Source organism: Streptomyces spororaveus (genome assembly GCF_016755875.1).
Classification (GTDB): domain Bacteria; phylum Actinomycetota; class Actinomycetes; order Streptomycetales; family Streptomycetaceae; genus Streptomyces; species Streptomyces spororaveus.
Genome location: NZ_BNED01000005.1, coordinates 6,787,495 through 6,805,801, shown reverse-complemented (window position 1 = coordinate 6,805,801; position 18,307 = coordinate 6,787,495). Strand labels below are relative to the sequence as shown.

The 18,307-nt window shown below is 71.2% G+C and carries 19 protein-coding genes; 2 read left to right on the top strand and 17 right to left on the bottom strand.

The features are described from left to right. Positions 1 to 87: 87 nt before the first annotated feature. The gene (gene pyrR, locus Sspor_RS33330; protein ID WP_202202408.1) at positions 88 to 663 is read right to left on the bottom strand and encodes a bifunctional pyr operon transcriptional regulator/uracil phosphoribosyltransferase PyrR; all 576 of its coding nucleotides are present in this window, start codon (positions 661 to 663) and stop codon (positions 88 to 90) included. 287 nt (positions 664 to 950) lie between these two features. Between pyrR and bldD the strand changes: the two genes are divergently transcribed. Then, positions 951 to 1,451 carry a transcriptional regulator BldD gene (gene bldD, locus Sspor_RS33325; protein ID WP_030008755.1) on the top strand — a complete coding sequence of 167 codons (501 nt, stop codon included), beginning with the start codon at positions 951 to 953 and terminating at the stop codon, positions 1,449 to 1,451. A 171-nt stretch (positions 1,452 to 1,622) separates the two neighbouring features. On the opposite strand, the gene nusB is transcribed toward bldD, so the two are convergent. From nusB to Sspor_RS33250, 15 genes are all read right to left on the bottom strand, one after another. Next, on the bottom strand, positions 1,623 to 2,057 hold the full coding sequence (gene nusB, locus Sspor_RS33320; RefSeq protein WP_202202407.1) for a transcription antitermination factor NusB: 435 nt from the start codon (positions 2,055 to 2,057) through the stop codon (positions 1,623 to 1,625). 3 nt (positions 2,058 to 2,060) lie between these two features. Continuing rightward, entirely contained in the window at positions 2,061 to 2,627 is a 567-nt protein-coding gene (efp, locus tag Sspor_RS33315) for an elongation factor P (protein ID WP_030706328.1), read from the bottom strand. Positions 2,628 to 2,686: 59 nt separating this feature from the next. After that, positions 2,687 to 3,793, bottom strand: a complete 1,107-nt coding sequence (locus tag Sspor_RS33310; RefSeq protein WP_202202406.1) for an aminopeptidase P family protein — start codon at positions 3,791 to 3,793, stop codon at positions 2,687 to 2,689. An 83-nt stretch (positions 3,794 to 3,876) separates the two neighbouring features. Next, complete coding sequence (locus Sspor_RS33305) at positions 3,877 to 4,665, bottom strand: AAA family ATPase (RefSeq protein WP_202202405.1); 789 nt, start codon at positions 4,663 to 4,665, stop codon at positions 3,877 to 3,879. 92 nt (positions 4,666 to 4,757) lie between these two features. Beyond that, positions 4,758 to 5,198, bottom strand: coding sequence for a type II 3-dehydroquinate dehydratase (gene aroQ, locus Sspor_RS33300; protein ID WP_202202404.1), 441 nt, complete (start codon positions 5,196 to 5,198; stop codon positions 4,758 to 4,760). After that, positions 5,195 to 6,286 carry a 3-dehydroquinate synthase gene (gene aroB / locus Sspor_RS33295; RefSeq protein WP_202202403.1) on the bottom strand — a complete coding sequence of 364 codons (1,092 nt, stop codon included), beginning with the start codon at positions 6,284 to 6,286 and terminating at the stop codon, positions 5,195 to 5,197. The genes aroQ and aroB overlap by 4 nt, the downstream gene beginning before the upstream one ends. Continuing rightward, positions 6,283 to 6,801, bottom strand: coding sequence for a shikimate kinase (locus tag Sspor_RS33290; RefSeq protein WP_202202402.1), 519 nt, complete (start codon positions 6,799 to 6,801; stop codon positions 6,283 to 6,285). Before Sspor_RS33290 ends, aroB begins: the two co-directional genes overlap by 4 nt. Then, positions 6,798 to 7,982, bottom strand: coding sequence for a chorismate synthase (gene aroC, locus Sspor_RS33285; RefSeq protein WP_202202401.1), 1,185 nt, complete (start codon positions 7,980 to 7,982; stop codon positions 6,798 to 6,800). The genes Sspor_RS33290 and aroC overlap by 4 nt, the downstream gene beginning before the upstream one ends. A gap of 133 nt (positions 7,983 to 8,115) precedes the next feature. After that, positions 8,116 to 8,316, bottom strand: a complete 201-nt coding sequence (locus Sspor_RS33280; protein WP_202202400.1) for a hypothetical protein — start codon at positions 8,314 to 8,316, stop codon at positions 8,116 to 8,118. 31 nt (positions 8,317 to 8,347) lie between these two features. After that, positions 8,348 to 9,172: a shikimate dehydrogenase gene (locus tag Sspor_RS33275; protein ID WP_202202399.1), complete on the bottom strand. Its 825-nt coding sequence runs from the start codon at positions 9,170 to 9,172 to the stop codon at positions 8,348 to 8,350. 6 nt (positions 9,173 to 9,178) lie between these two features. Continuing rightward, on the bottom strand, positions 9,179 to 10,987 hold the full coding sequence (gene mltG / locus Sspor_RS33270; protein ID WP_202202398.1) for an endolytic transglycosylase MltG: 1,809 nt from the start codon (positions 10,985 to 10,987) through the stop codon (positions 9,179 to 9,181). A gap of 128 nt (positions 10,988 to 11,115) precedes the next feature. Then, complete coding sequence (ruvX, locus tag Sspor_RS33265) at positions 11,116 to 11,586, bottom strand: Holliday junction resolvase RuvX (protein WP_030387206.1); 471 nt, start codon at positions 11,584 to 11,586, stop codon at positions 11,116 to 11,118. A gap of 2 nt (positions 11,587 to 11,588) precedes the next feature. Continuing rightward, on the bottom strand, positions 11,589 to 14,258 hold the full coding sequence (gene alaS / locus Sspor_RS33260; protein WP_202202397.1) for an alanine--tRNA ligase: 2,670 nt from the start codon (positions 14,256 to 14,258) through the stop codon (positions 11,589 to 11,591). Beyond that, positions 14,258 to 14,602, bottom strand: a complete 345-nt coding sequence (locus tag Sspor_RS33255; protein ID WP_202202396.1) for a DUF6167 family protein — start codon at positions 14,600 to 14,602, stop codon at positions 14,258 to 14,260. Before Sspor_RS33255 ends, alaS begins: the two co-directional genes overlap by 1 nt. Positions 14,603 to 14,610: 8 nt before the next feature. Then, positions 14,611 to 15,054 carry a DUF948 domain-containing protein gene (locus Sspor_RS33250; RefSeq protein ID WP_189740255.1) on the bottom strand — a complete coding sequence of 148 codons (444 nt, stop codon included), beginning with the start codon at positions 15,052 to 15,054 and terminating at the stop codon, positions 14,611 to 14,613. Between the two features lie 147 nt (positions 15,055 to 15,201). Here Sspor_RS33250 and Sspor_RS33245 point away from each other — a divergent pair, with 147 nt between their 5' ends. Then, positions 15,202 to 17,379: an ATP-binding protein gene (locus tag Sspor_RS33245; RefSeq protein WP_202202395.1), complete on the top strand. Its 2,178-nt coding sequence runs from the start codon at positions 15,202 to 15,204 to the stop codon at positions 17,377 to 17,379. A 94-nt stretch (positions 17,380 to 17,473) separates the two neighbouring features. Here Sspor_RS33245 and rpsD read toward each other — a convergent pair whose 3' ends face one another. After that, a complete protein-coding gene (gene rpsD / locus Sspor_RS33240; protein ID WP_008740451.1) occupies positions 17,474 to 18,085 on the bottom strand; it encodes a 30S ribosomal protein S4 in 612 nt (203 codons plus the stop codon). Between the last annotated feature and the right edge of the window lie 222 nt (positions 18,086 to 18,307).

Genomic DNA, 18,307 nt, shown 5'->3' with positions numbered 1-18,307 from the left:
GTCGGGAGAGGGCAGACGGGCTGCAGGGGGCGGGCGGGCAGGGCAGGGCTCGGCGCGGGCCCCGCCGGGGCCCGTCACTCGGACGGTCTACTGCCCTGCGGCCTGGGCGGTCCGCTGGCCGAGCAGCACGGCGTCACGGCCGTCCTCCTCCTGGAGCTGGACCTTGACGGTCTCCCTCAGCGACGTGGGGAGGTTCTTGCCGACGTAGTCGGCGCGGATCGGCAGTTCGCGGTGGCCTCTGTCGACGAGGACGGCGAGCTGCACGGCGCGGGGGCGGCCGAGGTCGCCGAGGGCGTCGAGGGCGGCGCGGATGGTGCGTCCGGAGAAGAGCACGTCGTCGACGAGGACGACGAGGCGGCCGTCGAGGTCGTCGCCGGGGATCTCGGTGCGACCGATCGCGCGGGCGGGCTTCATCCGCAGGTCGTCGCGGTACATGGTGATGTCGAGGGAGCCGACCGGGATCTTCGTGCCGGTGATCTCTTCGAGCTTGGCGGCCAGCCGGCGGGCGAGGTAGACACCGCGGGTGGGGATGCCGAGGAGCACCACGTCGTCGGCGCCCTTGGCGCGTTCGACGATCTCGTGGGCGATGCGGGTCAGGACCCGGGCGATGTCCTGCGCTTCGAGTACCGGGCGCGTGGAATCGGGGTTCTGCTGGGTGTCCATGAAAAGGACCTCCTTCTCCGCCTCACGGGACGGACCTTAAAGGACGTCTGATGTACGCCTCACACGGTACCAGGGAGACGCCGGTGGCTCGGACCGGGCCGGTACGGGACGGCTCGCACAGGGCTGCCGGGAGGGACCCCCTGGGGGGCGACGAAGACCATTCGGCTTGACGCATCCAAGTAACGCTGCGTAACCTCACAGTGAGTTACCAGCCGCGCGGCGGAGCCGCACGTAGTTACGTAGTCGCAGTGTCCACCAGTCACAGCGTCACAGCGTCCGGGAGCGTTATGTCCAGCGAATACGCCAAACAGCTCGGGGCCAAGCTCCGCGCCATCCGCACCCAGCAGGGCCTTTCCCTCCACGGTGTCGAGGAGAAGTCCCAGGGTCGGTGGAAGGCCGTGGTGGTCGGTTCCTACGAGCGCGGGGACCGCGCCGTGACCGTCCAGCGTCTTGCCGAGCTGGCGGACTTCTACGGGGTTCCGGTGCAGGAGCTGCTGCCGGGTACGACTCCCGGCGGGGCCGCCGAGCCGCCGCCGAAGCTGCGCCTCGACCTGGAGCGCCTGGCCGGCGTCCCGGCCGAGAAGGCCGGTCCGCTGCAGCGTTACGCGGCGACGATCCAGAGCCAGCGTGGCGACTACAACGGCAAGGTGCTGTCGATCCGCCAGGACGACCTGCGCACCCTGGCCGTCATCTACGACCAGTCCCCCTCGGTGCTGACCGAGCAGCTGATCAGCTGGGGCGTGCTGGACGCGGATGCCCGTCGCGCGGTGGCGCACGAGGAACTCTGAGTCCCGGCCTCCGGACCAGCAGAAACGTTTACCGGCGGGCGCCGGACCCTTGCGGGGGTCCGGCGCCCGCCGGTTTTTTCGTTCCGCTGCCCGGCACCGCCATACGGAAGGGCCCGCAACGCGTGCGTTGCGGGCCCTTCCGTATGGCGGTGCCGGCGCTGGGCCGTGCGGTCAGCTCTCGCTGCGCCGCAGGCTCGGCTTCAGGTCCTTGAAGCGGGCGAGCAGCCCGTTCACGAACGAGGGGGACTCGTCCGTCGAGAACTCCTTGGCCAGCTGGACGGCCTCGTCGATGGCCACGGCGTCCGGGGTGTCGTCCACCCAGATCAGCTCGTAGGCACCGAGCCGCACGATGTTCCGGTCCACGACCGGCATCCGGTCGAGCTCCCAGTCCACGGCGTAGGTGATGATCAGATCATCGATGCGGTTCACCTTTTCGGCGTAACCCTCGACGAGATCCATCGTGAAGGCGCTGACCGGCGGCTGCCGGTCGTCCGACCGCGCGAGGCGGATCCAGTCCGCGAGGACCTCGCGTACGGGCACCCCGCGCTGGTCGGCCTCGAAAAGGATCTGGAAGGCGCGCTTGCGCGCATTGCTCCGAGCAGCCACGGGTTAGTTGCTCTTCCGGCCGAGGTAGTCGCTGGTGCGGGTGTCGACCTTGACCGTCTCGCCCGTGGTGATGAAGAGCGGGACCTGGATCTCGTAGCCGGTCTCCAGGGTGGCGGGCTTGGTGCCACCGGTGGAGCGGTCGCCCTGGACGCCCGGGTCGGTGTGCTGGATCTTGAGCTCGACCGCGGCCGGGAGCTCGACGTAGAGCACCTCGCCCTCGTGCTGGGCGACGGAGGCGGTGAAGCCCTCGATCAGGAAGTTGGCGGCGTCGCCGACGGCCTTGCGGTCGACCATCAGCTGGTCGTAGGTGTCCATGTCCATGAAGACGAAGTAGTCGCCGTCCATGTACGAGAACTGCATGTCGCGGCGGTCGATGGTGGCCGTGTCGACCTTGACGCCGGCGTTGAAGGTCTTGTCGACGACCTTGCCCGAGAGCACGTTCTTGAGCTTGGTGCGCACGAAGGCCGGGCCCTTGCCGGGCTTGACGTGCTGGAACTCGACGACGGACCAGAGCTGGCCCCCGTCGAGCTTCAGCACCATGCCGTTCTTGAGGTCGTTCGTGGAAGCCACGGTTGCGGAATCTCCTGCACTGGAAGACCACGGGTGCGCGCACAGCCCGGCAGAACCGGCTAGAGCGCGAGCAGCTCCTTGGTCGTAATGGTGAGTAGCTCGGGACCGCCGTCCGCCTCGGGGCGTACGACGAGCGTGTCATCGATCCGGACACCTCCCCGGCCCGGGAGGTGAACCCCCGGTTCGACGGTGACCGGCACGCAAGCGTCCAGTTTACCCATTGCCGTAGGTGCAAGCTGCGGGTCCTCGTCGATTTCGAGGCCCACTCCGTGTCCGGTCCACGGAGCGAGGGCTTCCGAGTGCCCCGCGGAGTCCAGGACGGAGCGTGCGGCGTGGTCCACGTCCCGGTACGCGGCCCCCGGCAGCAGGGCTTCGCGCCCGGCCCGCTGGGCCGTGAAGACGAGGTCGTAGAGCTCGATCTGCCAGTCGGCCGGGCTGGTGCCGATCACGAAGGTCCGGCCGATCTCGCAGCGGTAGCCGCGGTAGTTGGCGCCCAGGCACACCGTGAGGAAGTCACCCTCCTCCACCCTGCGGTCGGAGGGCCGGTGCCGGGAGCGGCCGGAGTGCGGGCCGGTGCCGACGGAGGTCGGGAACGCGGGGCCGTCCGCCCCGTGGTCGACGAGCCGCCGTTCCAGCTCCAGGGCGAGGTGCCGTTCGGTGCGCCCGACGAGGATGGACTCCAGCAGCTCACCGAGGGCCTGGTCGGCGATCTCCGCGGCGATCCGCAGGCAGGCGATCTCCTCCTCGTCCTTGACGAGGCGCTGCTGCTCGACGGCGGTGCCGAGGTCGGCGAGGCGCAGTCTGGGCGCGACGGAGCGCAGGGCCCGGTGCCGGCCGACGGTGAGGTGGTGCTCCTCCACGGCGAGCGAGTCGGCCCGCCGGGACGCGGCCAGGTCGGCGGCCGCGACGGCCGGGTCGCCGCCGGGACTGCCCAGGACGGAGACGTTCAGGTGGTCGTCGAGGCGGCCCTCGTCGACCTCGCCGGTGGGCGCGCCGGCGCAGAACAGCATGTCCTCGGTGGGGCCGACGAGCAGCACCGCGCCGAGCGGGGACGCCCCGGAGAGGTAGCGGACGTTCGCCGGACGCGTGATCAGTGCGGCGGCGTTCCCCGCGGCGGCGCATCGGTCGCGAAGCAGGTCCCTGCGGGCGGCGTACACGTCTGACATGTCTTCGAGCGTACGAGCGCCCCGCCGATCCGGCCCGGCGAGCGCGTCCGGACGGGCCCCGGCCCTGATCCGCCGGACACCCCCTACCCGGGCCAGCCGCCGGGGGCGGCCAGGGCGCGGGCCAGGGCCTCGTCGAGGGCGCGGGCGGTGCCCTCGACGTCGAGGTGGGAGTTGTCGATGATCGGCAGGCCGGAGCCGTACCAGCCGGCCATCCGGCCGTGGATCCGCGCGACTTCCTCGTCGGAGAGCCGGCGGTTGCCGGAACGGGCCGCGTTGCGCTCCAGGACGATCTCCAGGCCGGGCAGCAGCACCACCGGCAGCAGCGTGGGGCCCACGTGCCGCTTCCAGCCGCCGAGGCCGACCACGGGCCGGTCGGGGAAGACGGCGTCGTCCAGGATGCAGGAGATGCCGTTCGCCAGGTAGTTGCGTGCGGCGAAGCCACAGGTGCGGCGGGCGAGCCGGTACTGGGCCTCGGAGTGCTCGTTCCAGCCGGCCTGGGGGTCCGCGAAGCCGGAGCAGACCCACTCCCGGACGTCGTCCAGGCTCACGTGCGCGGTCGGTACGGGCCGGGTGCTGGCCCAGTGCCGGGCCACGGTGGTCTTGCCCGCGCCGGCGGGGCCGATCAGCAGGACGGCGAGGACCGCCCCGCCGGTGCCCGGCCCCGCGGGAGGCAGCGGGATGTGCCCGGTGGCCTCCGGCACGGCGGGCACCGGCTGCGACTGATGGTGCTGGTGGGGCGGCTGGTGCGGAGACTGCGGCGGGGGTGACCCCGGCCAGCCCTGCGCCGGCGGTATCGGCGGCTGCGGGGGCGCCGCCGGACGCGGTCCCGGCTGCCCCCAGGCCGCGCCCCCGTTCCCCACTCCGTGCTGCATCCGCTGCCACTCCGTCTCGTTCCGGCGACTGATGCGAGAACGTTATATGACTGCCGGGGTCCGGCCGTCCACCAGCATCGTCAGGCAGGGTGTCAGGCGGAGATCTCGTCCGCCAGTGCGCGCAGCGCCAGCCGGTACGAACCGATGCCGAAGCCCGCCACGGTCCCGGTCGCCACCGAGGCGATGACCGAGGTGTGGCGGAACTCCTCGCGGGCGTACGGGTTCGAGATGTGCACCTCGATCAGCGGCGCCGTGCGCTGCGCGGCCGCGTCCCGCATGCCGTACGAGTAGTGCGTGAAGGCCCCCGGGTTGATGACCACGGGGATCTTCCCGTCCGCCGCCTCGTGCAGCCAGCGGATCAGTTCGCCCTCGTCGTTGGTCTCGCGGACCTCGACGTCGAAGCCGAGCTCCTCGCCCAGCGAACGGCAGCTCTCCACCAGGCCCGCGTACGAGGTGGCCCCGTACACATCGGGCTCGCGCGAACCGAGGCGGCCCAGGTTCGGGCCGTTCAGCACGAGCACGCGGCGGCTCACGCCGACACCTCGCCGTACGCGGCGACCAGGTGCGCCGGGTCGGGACCCTCCAGGACGGTCGGCTTGGCCAGCCCGTCGAGGACGATGAAGCGCAGCAGGTTGCCACGGGACTTCTTGTCGACCTGCATGGTCTGGAGCAGCTTGGACCACTGGTCGCCGCGGTAGGTCAGCGGCAGCCCGACGGAGGCGAGGACCGCCTTGTGCCGGTCGGCCGTAGCGTCGTCGAGGCGGCCCGCGAGGCGGCCGAGCTCGGCGGCGAAGACCATGCCGACGGACACGGCCGCGCCGTGCCGCCACTTGTAGCGCTCGTTCTTCTCGATGGCGTGCGCGAGGGTGTGGCCGTAGTTGAGGATCTCGCGGAGTCCGGACTCCTTGAGGTCGCTGGAGACCACGTCGGCCTTGACCTGGATGGAGCGCACGATGAGCTCGGCGGTGTGCGGGCCCTCGGGCGTGCGGGCCGCCGCCGGGTCCTCCTCGATCAGGTCGAGGATCACCGGGTCGGAGATGAATCCGGCCTTGATGATCTCGGCGAGGCCGCTGACGTAGTCGTTGACCGGCAGCGAGTCCAGGGCCGCCAGGTCGCAGAGCACACCGGCCGGCGGGTGGAAGGCGCCCACCAGGTTCTTGCCCTCGGCGGTGTTGATGCCGGTCTTGCCGCCGACGGCCGCGTCCACCATCGCGAGGACGGTGGTCGGTACGGCGACCCAGCGCACCCCGCGCAGCCAGCTGGCCGCGACGAAGCCCGCGAGGTCGGTGGTGGCTCCGCCGCCGACGCCGACGATCACGTCGGTGCGGGTGAAGCCGGACTGGCCGAGGGCCTTCCAGCAGTAGGCGGCCACCTCGACCGTCTTGGCCTCCTCGGCGTTCGGCACCTGGATGGCGACCGCCTCGTAGCCCTGCTCGGCCAGGTCGTCGCGCAGTGCCTCACCGGTCGAGGCCAGCGCCTCGGGGTGGATCACGGCGACCCGCTGGGCCTTCGTACCGATCAGGGAGCCGAGCTCGCCGAGCAGCTGCCGCCCGACCAGCACGTCGTACGCGTCGTGTCCGGCGCTCGCGCCGACGTGGATCCGCGTCACCTGGTCTGTCATACGTCCTTCAACTCCAGAGCGTCGAGGACCGCCTGGGCGACCTCTTCGGGTGTGCGGTCGTCGGTGGGCACGACGACGCGCGCGACTTCGGTGTACAGGGGGCGCCTGGCCTCCATCAGCTCGCGCCACTGGCGGCGCGGGTTGACGGCGAGCAGCGGGCGCGCGGCGCCGAGGCCCACGCGCCGTACGGCTTCCTCGACGTCCATCGACAGATAGGCGACGGGCAGGCCGGCCAGCAGCCCGCGGGTGCCCTCGTCGAGGACGGCGCCGCCGCCGAGGGCGAGGACTCCGGTGTGCCCGGCGACGGCGGTGGCGACCGCCTCCCGCTCCAGCTCACGGAAGTACGGCTCGCCCTCGTCGACGAAGATGTCGGAGATCGGCCTGCCCTGGGCCGCGACGATGTCGGCGTCGGTGTCCCGGTAGCGGACGCCGAGCCGCTCGGCGAGCAGCGCCCCCACCGTGGACTTGCCGGACCCCATGGGGCCGACGAGGACGACGAGCGGTCCGGCCGTCACCGGATCTGCAGGTTGTCGAGGAACGCCTGGACGTTGCGGCGGGTCTCCGGGACGGAGTCCCCGCCGAACTTCTCGACGACCGCGTCGGCCAGGACGAGGGCGACCATGGCCTCGGCGACGATGCCGGCGGCCGGCACGGCGCACACGTCGGAGCGCTGGTGGTGGGCCACCGTCGCCTCGCCGGTGGCCACGTCGACGGTCGCCAGTGCGCGCGGGACGGTCGCGATGGGCTTCATCGCGGCGCGTACGCGCAGCAGTTCGCCGGTGGTCAGACCACCCTCGGTGCCGCCTGAGCGGCCGGAGGTGCGCTTGATGCCCTCGGGGGTGGAGACGATCTCGTCGTGCGCCTTGGAGCCGGGCACGCGGGCGAGCTCGAAGCCGTCGCCGACCTCGACGCCCTTGATGGCCTGGATGCCCATGAGGGCGGCGGCGAGGCGGGCGTCGAGCCGGCGGTCCCAGTGGACGTGCGAGCCGAGGCCGACCGGGACTCCGTAGGCCAGCACCTCGACGACGCCGCCGAGGGTGTCACCGTCCTTGTGGGCCTGGTCGATCTCCGCGACCATCGCCTTGCTCGCGTCCGCGTCGAGGCAGCGCACCGGGTCGGCGTCGAGCTTGTCGACGTCGGCGGGGGTCGGGTAGACGCCGTACGGGGCCTTGGCCGCGGCCAGTTCGACCACGTGCGAGACGATCTCGATGCCGGCGACCTCCTTGATGAAGGAGCGGGCGACGGCGCCGAGGGCGACGCGGGCGGCGGTCTCACGGGCGCTGGCGCGCTCCAGGATGGGCCGAGCCTCGTCGAAGCCGTACTTCTGCATGCCCGCGAGGTCGGCGTGGCCGGGGCGCGGACGGGTCAGCGGCGCATTGCGGCCGGTTTCCTTGAGCAGCGAGGGGTCGACCGGGTCGGCCGACATGACGGTCTCCCACTTGGGCCACTCGGTGTTGCCGATCATGACCGCGATCGGGGAGCCCTGGGACAGGCCGTGGCGGACGCCGCCGAGGAAGGTGATCTCGTCCTGTTCGAACTTCATCCGGGCACCGCGGCCATAGCCGAGCCGGCGCCGGGCCAGGTGATCGGCCACCAGCTCGGTGGTGACCGGGACGCCGGCGGGAAGGCCCTCCAGCGTCGCGACCAGTGCCGGTCCGTGCGACTCTCCTGCGGTCAGCCAACGCAACCTGCTCAACGATGCTCCTCATGCTCGCGCCTGGTACAGCGACGGCGCGATCGGGTGCGCGGCCCGGACCCGCCTCACCCGATCCTCCCATGTCCGGAGGGGTTTATCGGGCCCCGGTCCAGCTATCGGACGTTGCGGGACGTCAGCGGGCCCGCCGGCCGCGCTCGCGCCGCCAGGTGATCCCGTACCAGAGAATGACGGAACCGAGGATTCCGATGATCAGGGCCTTGGCCCACAGGGGCAGGCCGCCGAAGGTCACTCTGGCCATGGCGAAGACGACGAAGGGGAGGTCCCACTTCGACGCGAGTACCTCGTCGGTGCCGTTTCCGTCCATGCCGTCCATGCCGCCCCCCGCGAACAAGTAGGCCCAAAGCCTAACGGGCGGCCAGCGCCCGCTCTCCTGCGGCCCTCATGGCGGCGAGCGGGCCCGGGGTCCGGCCCGTCATCCGCTCGACCTGGAGCACGGCCTGGTGGACGAGGAGGTCCAGTCCGCCGACGACCTGGCCGCCCCGGCGCGACCAGGCGGCGGCCAGCGCGGTCGGCCAGGGGTCGTACAGGACGTCGAAGAGGGTGCCCGCCCCTTCGGGTACGGACGCGGCCAGGGCGTCGGTGGTACCGGCCGGGGTGGTGGCGATCACCAGGGGCGCGGACAGCGCCGCGGCCGCCTCGGACCAGTCGGCCGTGCGGACGGGTACGCCGAGGCGCTCGCCCCACTGCCGCATCTCGTCGGCGCGGGCCGCCGAGCGGACGTACGCGGTGACCTCGCCGGAGCAGATCCGCGCGAGGGCGGCGAGCGCCGAGGAGGCGGTGGCCCCCGCGCCGAGAACGGCGGCGGAGGGCACCTTCTCGACGCCGCGCTCGTGGAGCGCGGCGACGATCCCGGGGATGTCGGTGTTGTCGCCGAGGCGCCGGCCGTCCTCGGTGAAGACGACCGTGTTGACCGTCTCGACGGAGGCGGCCGTGTCGCTGATGCCGTCCAGCAGCGGGATGATCGCCCGCTTGAGCGGCATGGTCAGGGACAGCCCGGCCCACTCGGGGCCGAGTCCTGCCACGAACTGCGGGAGCGCGGCCTCGTCGATCTCGAAGCGGTCGTACGACCAGTCGTCGAGGCCGAGCTCCTGATAAGCGGCGCGGTGCAGCACCGGTGAGAGGGAGTGCTCGATGGGCGAACCCAACACCGCGGCCCTTATGCGTGACATGTCCTGCTATCCGCCGTTCTTCTGCTTCTGCCGTTCCTGGAACTCGTTGGCCAGCTTCGTGTGCTCTTCGTAGGTCTTGGTGAAGGTCGTGGTCTTGCCGTCGACCGACACGAAGAACATCCAGCCACCGTGGTCCGGGTTGAGCGTAGCGGTCAGCGCGTCCAGGCCCGGGTTGTTGATCGGGCCGGTGGGCAGTCCCCTGACGAAGTGCGTGTTGTAGGGGTGGTCGAAGGCCTGGGCTTCCTTCAGGTTGAAGTTGATCTCGCTCTGGTTCTTGACGTAGTTGTACGTCGAGTCGAACTGGAGCTTCTGGTTCGTGACGTCGTTGGTCTTCTTGAGGCGGTTGTAGACCACTTCGGCCATCTTGCGGAAGTCGTCGTGGTTCTTGCCCTCGGCGTTGACGAGGCTGGCGACCGTGACCACCTGGAGCGGATTCTCCAGGCCCAGTTCCTTGGCCTTGCCCTCGATGCCCAGTTCCGCGTACTTGTCGGTCGCGTTCTTGACCATCTGCTTCAGCAGGGAGTCGGGAGTGCTGTCCTTGCTGAGGTCGTAGCGCGCCGGGTACAGGAAGCCTTCGAGCGGGTCGATGAGCTTCGGGTTGTTGTTCGCCCAGGCCGGCAGGCCGAGGTTCTTGATCTCGCGCTTGGCGATCTCGGCGGTGGTGCCCTCCTGCTGGCCCAGCTTCTTGTCGATCGCCGCGTACACCGCGGTGTTGCGCATGCCCTCAGTGACGGTGACGACGTTCAGCTTCGTGGGGTCGCTCATCACCTCGACGGCGGACGCCGCCGACATCTTCTTCCTGAGCGGGTAGACACCGGCCTGGATGGCCTTGCCCGGAGGCAGCTTGGCCGCGGCGTCGGCGAACGCCTGCCCGCTGGCGACGACGCCCGCCTTCTTGAGGATCAGGCCCATCTGCAGGAGGCCCGAGCCCTTGGGGATCTCGACCTCGACGATCTCGCCGGTTCCGTCGCCCGCGAAGTCCTCGGCGGAGCTGAACCTGGCCTTGATGTAGTTGTAGCCGTAGTAGCCGCCACCGCCGACCACGCCGAGGATGACGACCGCGGCGACCAGGCAGGCCGTGCCGCTGCGCTTCTTGGGCTTGTCGCTCTTGGAGCGGCCGCCCCGGCGTCCGTCGCCGTCGTCGGCCCCGTCGTCGTCGCGGCCTCCGTCGGCGGTGGGCAGGTCCTTCTCCGGCTCTTCCGCCGCTTCCGGCTCCTCGACGGGCTCCGGCTCCAGGTGACGCCGGCCCGGGGGCTGCGGCGGCGCGTAGGCGTCTTCGGTGCTGTAGAGGTCGGGGGCCTCACCGGGGTAGCCCGCCACGGGCTGCTGGGTGTAGGGGTCCACGCCCGCGTACTGGTCCGCCTGCGCGGGCGCCGCGTACTGGCCCTGGCCGGTGTCCCAGCCCTGGCTGTCGTACACGGGCTGCTGCGGCTGGGGCTGCTGTGCCTGCTGCTGCTGGGCGTACTGCTGCTGCGGGTACTGGCCCTGCGGGTACTGCTGGGGCTGCTGCGGCTGCTGTGCCTGCTGTTGATACTGCTGCGGCTGCTGCCCCTGCTGCGGGTACTGCTGCCCCTGCGGGTACTGCTGCTGCGGGTACTGCTGTTGCTGCTGCTGGTACTCCGGGTACTGCTGGTACTGCGGATGCTGGGGGTACTCCTGCTGGTACTGCGGCTCCTGCGGGTACTCCTGCTGCGGGGCACCGCCGTAAGGCACCTGGCCCTGCTGGGTCTGGTGCCCGGTCCACCCCGGGTCCCCGTACAGGGGGTCCTCAGGGTGCCAGGTTTCGGGGCCACGGCCCCGGCCATACTCAGTCATCGGTCCCCTAGAGCCGCGAGACGGAGGCCACGGACTCCGTCGTCCGTGGCACCCGGTTCCGCCTCTTTGACGGTGGGCGACGGCTGTTCGAATGCCGTCTCATCGCGCGGAACGTTACCGTATCGCGATCAGACAACCACTTCGACGCACTCACCAGGCGGATTACCTGATACCCGTTCGGTCTCAAGAGCGTTCTGAAGGATCACCACAGCGGCTGCCTGGTCGATGACCGACCGGCCCTTCTTGGCGTTCTTCCCGGAGGCCCGCAGCCCCTGGGCGGCGGTGACCGTGGTCATCCGCTCGTCCACCAGCCGGACCGTCACCGGCTTGATGCCCTTGGCGAGTTCGTTCGCGAAGACGCGCACCTTGGCCGCGGCCGGCCCCTCCCGCCCGCTGAGCGAGCGGGGAAGGCCGACCACGACTTCGAGGGGCTCGTACTCCTCGACGAGCTGCCGCAGCCGCCGGTGGGCGAAGGGGATGTCCCGGCCCGGAACGGTTTCCACCGGTGTGGCCAGCACCCCGTCGGGGTCGCACGAGGCGACCCCGATGCGGGCGTCACCGACATCGATCGCGAGCCGGCGGCCGCGGCGCAGAGTCATCGTCAGACCGTCTCGACGACGAGGCGCTCGACGGCGCTGATGGCCTCCGGCACGGCGGCCGGGTTCTGGCCGCCGCCCTGGGCGACGTCCGGCTTGCCGCCACCGCCGCCACCGAGGGTCTTGGCGGCCGTACGCACCAGGTCGCCCGCCTTGAGGCCGCGCTCGCGGGCGGCCTCGTTGGTGGCGATCACGGTCAGCGGGCGGTCGTTCGCCACGGTGAACAGGGCCACGACGGCCGGGCGGTCGCCCGGGATGCGGCCGCGGACGTCGAGGACCAGCTTGCGCAGGTCGTCGGCGCCGATGCCGTCCGCCACCTGGCCGACGACGAGGGCGACGCCCTTGATGTCCTGCGCGTTCTGGGCGAGCCCGGCGGCGGCCTGGAGGACCTTCTCCGCGCGGAACTTCTCGATCTCCTTCTCGGCGTCCTTCAGCTTGCCGAGCATGGAGGCGATCTTCTCCGGCAGCTCCTCCGGACGGCCCTTGACCAGCTCCTGGAGCTGGGCGACGACCGTGTGCTCCTTGGCGAGGAAGTTGTACGCGTCCACACCCACCAGGGCCTCGACGCGGCGCACGCCGGAGCCGATGGAGGACTCGCCGAGCAGCTTCACCAGACCCAGCTGGGCGGTGTTGCCGACGTGCGTACCGCCGCACAGCTCCTTGGAGAAGTCGCCGATGGTCACGACGCGCACGCGCTCGCCGTACTTCTCGCCGAACTCGGCGATGGCGCCCTGCTTCTTCGCCTCGTCGATGCTCATGATCTCGGCGGTGACGTCCAGTTCGCGCGACAGCACGTCGTTGATCTTCTGCTCGACGTCGGTGAGGACCGAGCCGGGGACGGCGTTCGGGGAGCCGAAGTCGAAGCGGAAGCGGCCCGGGCTGTTCTCGGAACCGGCCTGGGCGGCCGTCGGGCCGAGGGCGTCGCGCAGCGCCTGGTGGGTCAGGTGCGTGGCCGAGTGGGCGCGGGCGATGGCCCGGCGGCGGTGGACGTCGATGGCGGCGTACGCGGAGGCGCCCACCGTCACCTCGCCGACCTGGACGGAGCCCTTGTGCACGGAGACGCCCGGGACCGGCTGCTGCACGTCGCGGACGACGATGACGGCGCCGGAGTCGAGCTTGATCCGGCCCTGGTCGGCGAGCTGGCCGCCGCCCTCGGCGTAGAAGGGGGTGCGGTCGAGGACGACCTCGACCTCGTCGCCCTCGGAGGCGGCGGGCGCGGAGACGCCGTTGACCAGGAGGCCGACGATGGTGGACTCGCCCTGGTTGGTGGCGTACCCGGTGAACTCGGTGGCGCCGGCGCCGTCGGCGATCTCCCGGTAGGCGGACATGTCCGCGTGGCCGGTCTTCTTGGCCTTGGCGTCGGCCTTGGCGCGGTCGCGCTGCTCCTGCATCAGGCGGCGGAAGCCGGGCTCGTCCACGGTCAGGCCCTGCTCGGCGGCCATCTCGAGGGTGAGGTCGATCGGGAAGCCCCAGGTGTCGTGGAGCAGGAACGCCTTGTCGCCGGAGAGGACCGTGCCACCGGTGGCCTTGGTCTCGGTCACGGCGGTGTCGAGGATGTTGGTGCCGCCCTTGACGGCCTTGAGGAAGGCGGCTTCCTCGGCGAGGGCGACGGTCTCGATGCGCTTGCGGTCGGTGACGAGCTCCGGGTACTGCTGCCCCATCGTGTTGATCACGACGTCGACGAGGTCCTGGACGACGGGACCGGTGGCGCCCATCAGGCGCATGTTGCGGATGGCGCGGCGCATGATGCGGCGCAGCACGTAGCCGCGGCCCTCGTTGCCGGGGGTGACGCCGTCGCCGATGAGCATGACGGAGGTGCGGATGTGGTCGGCGACCACGCGCATCGACACGTCGGTGCCCTGGGCGGCGCCGTACTGCACGCCGGTCAGCTCGGTGGCCTTGTCCATGACCACGCGCAGGGTGTCGGTCTCGTACATGTTCTGCACGCCCTGCAGGATCATCGCGAGGCGTTCGAGGCCGAGACCGGTGTCGATGTTCTTCGACGGCAGGTCACCGAGGATCGGGAAGTCTTCCTTCCCGTCGCCGGCGCCGCGCTCGTACTGCATGAAGACCAGGTTCCAGATCTCCACGTAGCGCTCGTCGTTGACGGCCGGGCCGCCCTCGACGCCGAACTCGGGGCCGCGGTCGTAGTTGATCTCGGAGCAGGGGCCGCAGGGGCCCGGGACGCCCATGGACCAGAAGTTGTCCTTCTTGCCCAGTCGCTGGATGCGCTCGGCGGGGACGCCGATCTTCTCGCGCCAGATCGTCTCGGCCTCGTCGTCGTCGAGGTAGACGGTGATCCAGAGCTTCTCGGGCTCAAGGCCGTAGCCGCCGTCCGCCACGGAGCTGGTGAGCAGCTCCCAGGCGTACTTGATGGCGCCTTCCTTGAAGTAGTCGCCGAAGGAGAAGTTGCCGCACATCTGGAAGAACGTGCCGTGGCGGGTGGTCTTGCCGACCTCTTCGATGTCCGGCGTCCGGACGCACTTCTGCACGCTGGTGGCGCGGGGGGCCGGGGGCTTGGTCTCGCCGAGGAAGTACGGCTTGAAGGGCACCATGCCCGCGTTGACCAGCAGAAGAGTCGGGTCGTCCGCGATGAGCGACGCCGAAGGGACAACGGCGTGACCGCGCTCCTCGAAGAAGCTCAGCCAGCGGCGGCGAATCTCAGCCGACTCCATCAGTGGTCCTCATTCCGGTCGTACGAAAAATTGGGTCGGTAGGTGGTCTTGCTGTTCTCGATGGCCCGCAGCCGCCGGGGCCCGGGGAGGGCCGTGACGTTGTCGGGCCGGTCGGGATCCTGGTGGAGCCCCAGTGCGTCGTTCAGCTCGTCCTCGCGCTGGGACATTCCCGCCTTGACGTCGAGGGCGAAATCCTTGAGGCGGTGTCCCGCCTCCACGGCCTTGTCGGCCGCCTGGGCGGCGAGACTCTCCGGCGTCAGCTTCTTCAGCTGGCGGTTGACCTTGGTGGTGGCCCACACGCCGGCGGCTGCGCCTGCGGTGAACCAGAAGGCTCGGCGGAACATCGGCGGTCTCAGCCCTTCTGCTTGCGGCGCCGGGCGGCCGGCACCGTACGTCCAACGATCACGGTTCGTCGGGATGCCTTCGGCGGTGTGCCGCCCGACGTCGCGGCATCCCCCTTGCCCAGCGCCTTGCGGACGCCGTAGCCGAAGGCCGCGACCTTCACCAGCGGCCCGCCGAAGGCGGTGGCCACGGTTGAGGACAGTGCGGAGGCGTTGGAGGTGACCTCCTGCACGTCGCTCGCGATGGCGTCGACCCGGTCGAGCTGGGTGCGCGCGGAGCGGACGGTGGTGGAGGCGTCGGCGAGCAGCGGGACCGCCTGGTCGGTCACGTCGGCCACCAGCTTGGTGGTCGCCCTGAGCACCTGGGCCAGCCGCACCAGGGCCACGGCGAGGAAGGAGATCAGGATGGCCCAGAAGACGGCCACGATGATCCCGGCCACCTCTACACCGGACACGTCACACCGCTCTCTGTCTGTACCTGAACCGCAGGACTATTCGCCCTCCGACCCTATCGCGCCGGAGATCCCCGGCCGTACCGGAAATCGGGGAGGAGGGGACCCGCCTTGAACGCAGCGCATCCGGACCAGTACCCTCCGTGTCCCATGGGACAAGGACCCCTTCGAAGTACCGCCGGGGGCAATCTTCCCTCGGAGCTCGGCCGGTTCATCGGGCGGGGTGGCGAACTCGCCGAGCTGGGGCGGCTCCTGGAGTCCTCGCGGCTCGTGACGGTGACCGGCGTGGGCGGGGTGGGCAAGTCCCGGCTCGTGCTCGCGGCGGCCCGGGCCGCCGCCGAGGGGGCGCGGCAACGCCACCGCGACGGGGTCTGGCTGGCCGAGCTGGCCACCGTGCGGGACCCCGCGCTGCTGGAGCTGGCCCTCGCCGAGGCGCTGGAGCTGACCGACCACACCACCCGCCCGCCGCGGACCGTCCTGGCCGAGCACCTGGCCGGGCGGCGGCTGCTGCTGGTCCTGGACGGCTTCGAGCAGCTGGTCGAGGAGTGTGCCGGCCTGGTGCGGGAGCTGCTGCGGCGCTGCCCCGGCCTGCACGTCCTCGCGGCGGGCCGGCGCCCGCTGGCCCTGGACGGGGAGCTGGCCTTCCCGCTGGCCCCGCCGGTCCCGGAGGAGGCGCTGGCCCTGCTGACGGAGCGGGCCTGCGCGGCGGACCCGGCGTTCGAGGTGACCGCGGACAACCGGGCCGCGCTGGTGGAGCTGTGCGCCCGGCTCGACGGGATCCCGCTGGCCCTGGAGCTGGCGGCGGGCCGGCTGCGGACGCTGTCCCCCGCGCAGGTGCTGGCCCGGCTGGAGGACCGCTTCGCGCTGCTGACGGGCGGCGCGCGCGGCGGGCTGGCCCGGCACCGGGCGCTGCGGACGGCCATCGGCTGGAGCCATGAGCTGTGCACGCCCGCGGAGCGGCTGCTGTGGGCGCGGCTGTCGGTGTTCGCGGGGCCGTTCGACCTCGACGCCGTCGAATACGTGTGCGCGGGCCCGGATCTGCCGGTGGACGAGGTGCTGGATCTGGTCGGGGAGCTGCTGGCCCAGTCCTTGCTGGTCCGGGAGGAGACGCCCGCCGGGGTGCGGTTCCGGATGCTGGAGACCGTACGGATGTACGGGGCGGGCTGGCTGGAGTCGCTGGGCGACGCCGGGCGCCTGCGGCGGCGCCACCGGGACTGGTACGTGGGGCTGGTGACGTGGTGCGAGCTGGACTGGTTCAGCCCGCGCCAGCAGGAGGTGGCCGCGCTGGTGGAGGTGGAGCTGCCGAACGTCCGGCTCGCCCTGGAGTGCTGCCTGGACGAGCCGGACGAGGCGCACCTGGGGCAGTACCTGGCGGGGACGCTGTGGTTCGCCTGGGCGGGCTGCGGGCGGCTGACCGAGGGGCGGCACTGGCTGGAGCGGAGCCTGGAGCCGGTGGACCAGGCGGTGGAGTACGAGAGCTCGCGGCTGAAGGCCCTGTGGGTGCTGGGCTACGTCGCCGCCCTGCAGGGAGACGCGGCGGCCTCGATGAGCGCCCTGTACGAGTGCCGGGACGGGGCGGCGCAGAGCGGGAACCCGGTGGCGGCGGCGTACGCGGTGCACCGGATGGGCTGCCTGGCGCTGGTCTCGGACGACATGGCGCGGGCCCGGGAGCTGCTGGGGTCGGCGCTGGAGCAGTACCGGGCGGCCGGCGAGCTGAACAGCAACGTCCTGATGTGCCAGGTGGAGTTGGGGATGGCGCTGGCGTTCCTCGGCGATCTGCCGGGTGCGCTCGCGCTGTGCGGGGAGGTCCGGGAGATCTGCGAGGAGCGCGGCGAGCGCTGGACGAAGTCGTACGCCTTGTACGTCCTCGCGTACGCGGCTCTCGACGCGGGGCGCACGCGGGAGGCGCGGCGGCTGCTGACCGAGTGCGTGGCCGTCAACCACCTCTTCCACGACCTGGTCGGCCTGGTGCTCGCGCTGGAGCTGCTCGCGCTGGTCACGGTCGCGGAGGGGAACGCCGCGGAGGCGGCGGTGCTCCAGGGCGCGGCGGAGCCGATGTGGGGCGGGGTGGGGCTGCAGCTGTTCGGCTCGGGGTACTTCAACGCCCCGCGGCTGATGTGCCGGGAGCGGGCGGGCGAGCTGCTGGGCGCCGAGCGCTACGCGGCGTACGAGGCCGAGGGGCGGGAGCTGAGCCGGGAGGCGCTGGTCGGTCGGGCGCTGAGCGATCCGCAGGAGCGCGGCGGCGGGGTGCTCCGGCGGACGGGCCGGGCGGGCGGCGGCCCGCGCGGCTCCCGGAGGTCGACCCGGGCGGCGGCGGACCAGCCGTAGCGGGGCGGCCGTGGCGGGCGGGCCGTGGCAAAGGAAAACCCGCCGCCCCATGGAGGGGACGGCGGGCTGACCAGTCGGTGAGACTAGGCCTGCATCAGCGGGCGTAGTACTCGACGACGAGCTGCTCGTCGCAGATGACCGGGATTTCCTTGCGGTTCGGGTCGCGGTCCAGGCGGAAGGCCAGGGCCTTCAGGTTGACCTGCAGGTAGCGCGGGGTCTCGCCCTCGCCTGCGTAGCCACCCTCACGGGCAACCTGGAACGGAACCTTCTCGCGGCTGCGCTCGCGCACGGTGATGACGTCGTCCGGACGGACACGGAACGACGGCTTGTCGACCTTGTCGCCGTTGACCTCGATGTGGCCGTGAACGACCATCTGGCGGGCCTGGTAGATGGTGCGGGCGATGCCCGAACGCAGAACCAGGGCGTCGAGGCGACGCTCGAGCTCGACGACAAGCGCCTCGCCCGTCTTGCCTTCGGCCTTCTTGGCGCGGTCGTACGCGCGGGCCATCTGACGCTCAGAGATGTCGTACTGAGCGCGCAGACGCTGCTTCTCCAGCAGACGGACCTTGTAGTCCGAGTTCTGCTTGCGGCCACGGCCGTGCTCGCCCGGCGGGTAGGGGCGGGCCTCGAAGTACTTGACGGCCTTCGGGGTCAGCGCAATGCCGAGGGCACGCGACTTCTTGACCTTGGGTCGCTTCTGGTTCACGGGGAACCTACCTCCATGTAAGTTAGGTGAGGCTTACCTTAGCGAGGAGGACGTAATGTCTCGACCACATGGGATCCCCCTGCCCAGTGCGCAGCGCAGTTCGGATTCAGACGAAACAGAATCCGCTTGCGCCGACGATAAGCAAGGTCAGCCGCGTCCCAGGGAAGGCGTTCGGCAGCTCACCGGAGCCGAACGCGTACGAACCCTCGTAGAGTCCAACGC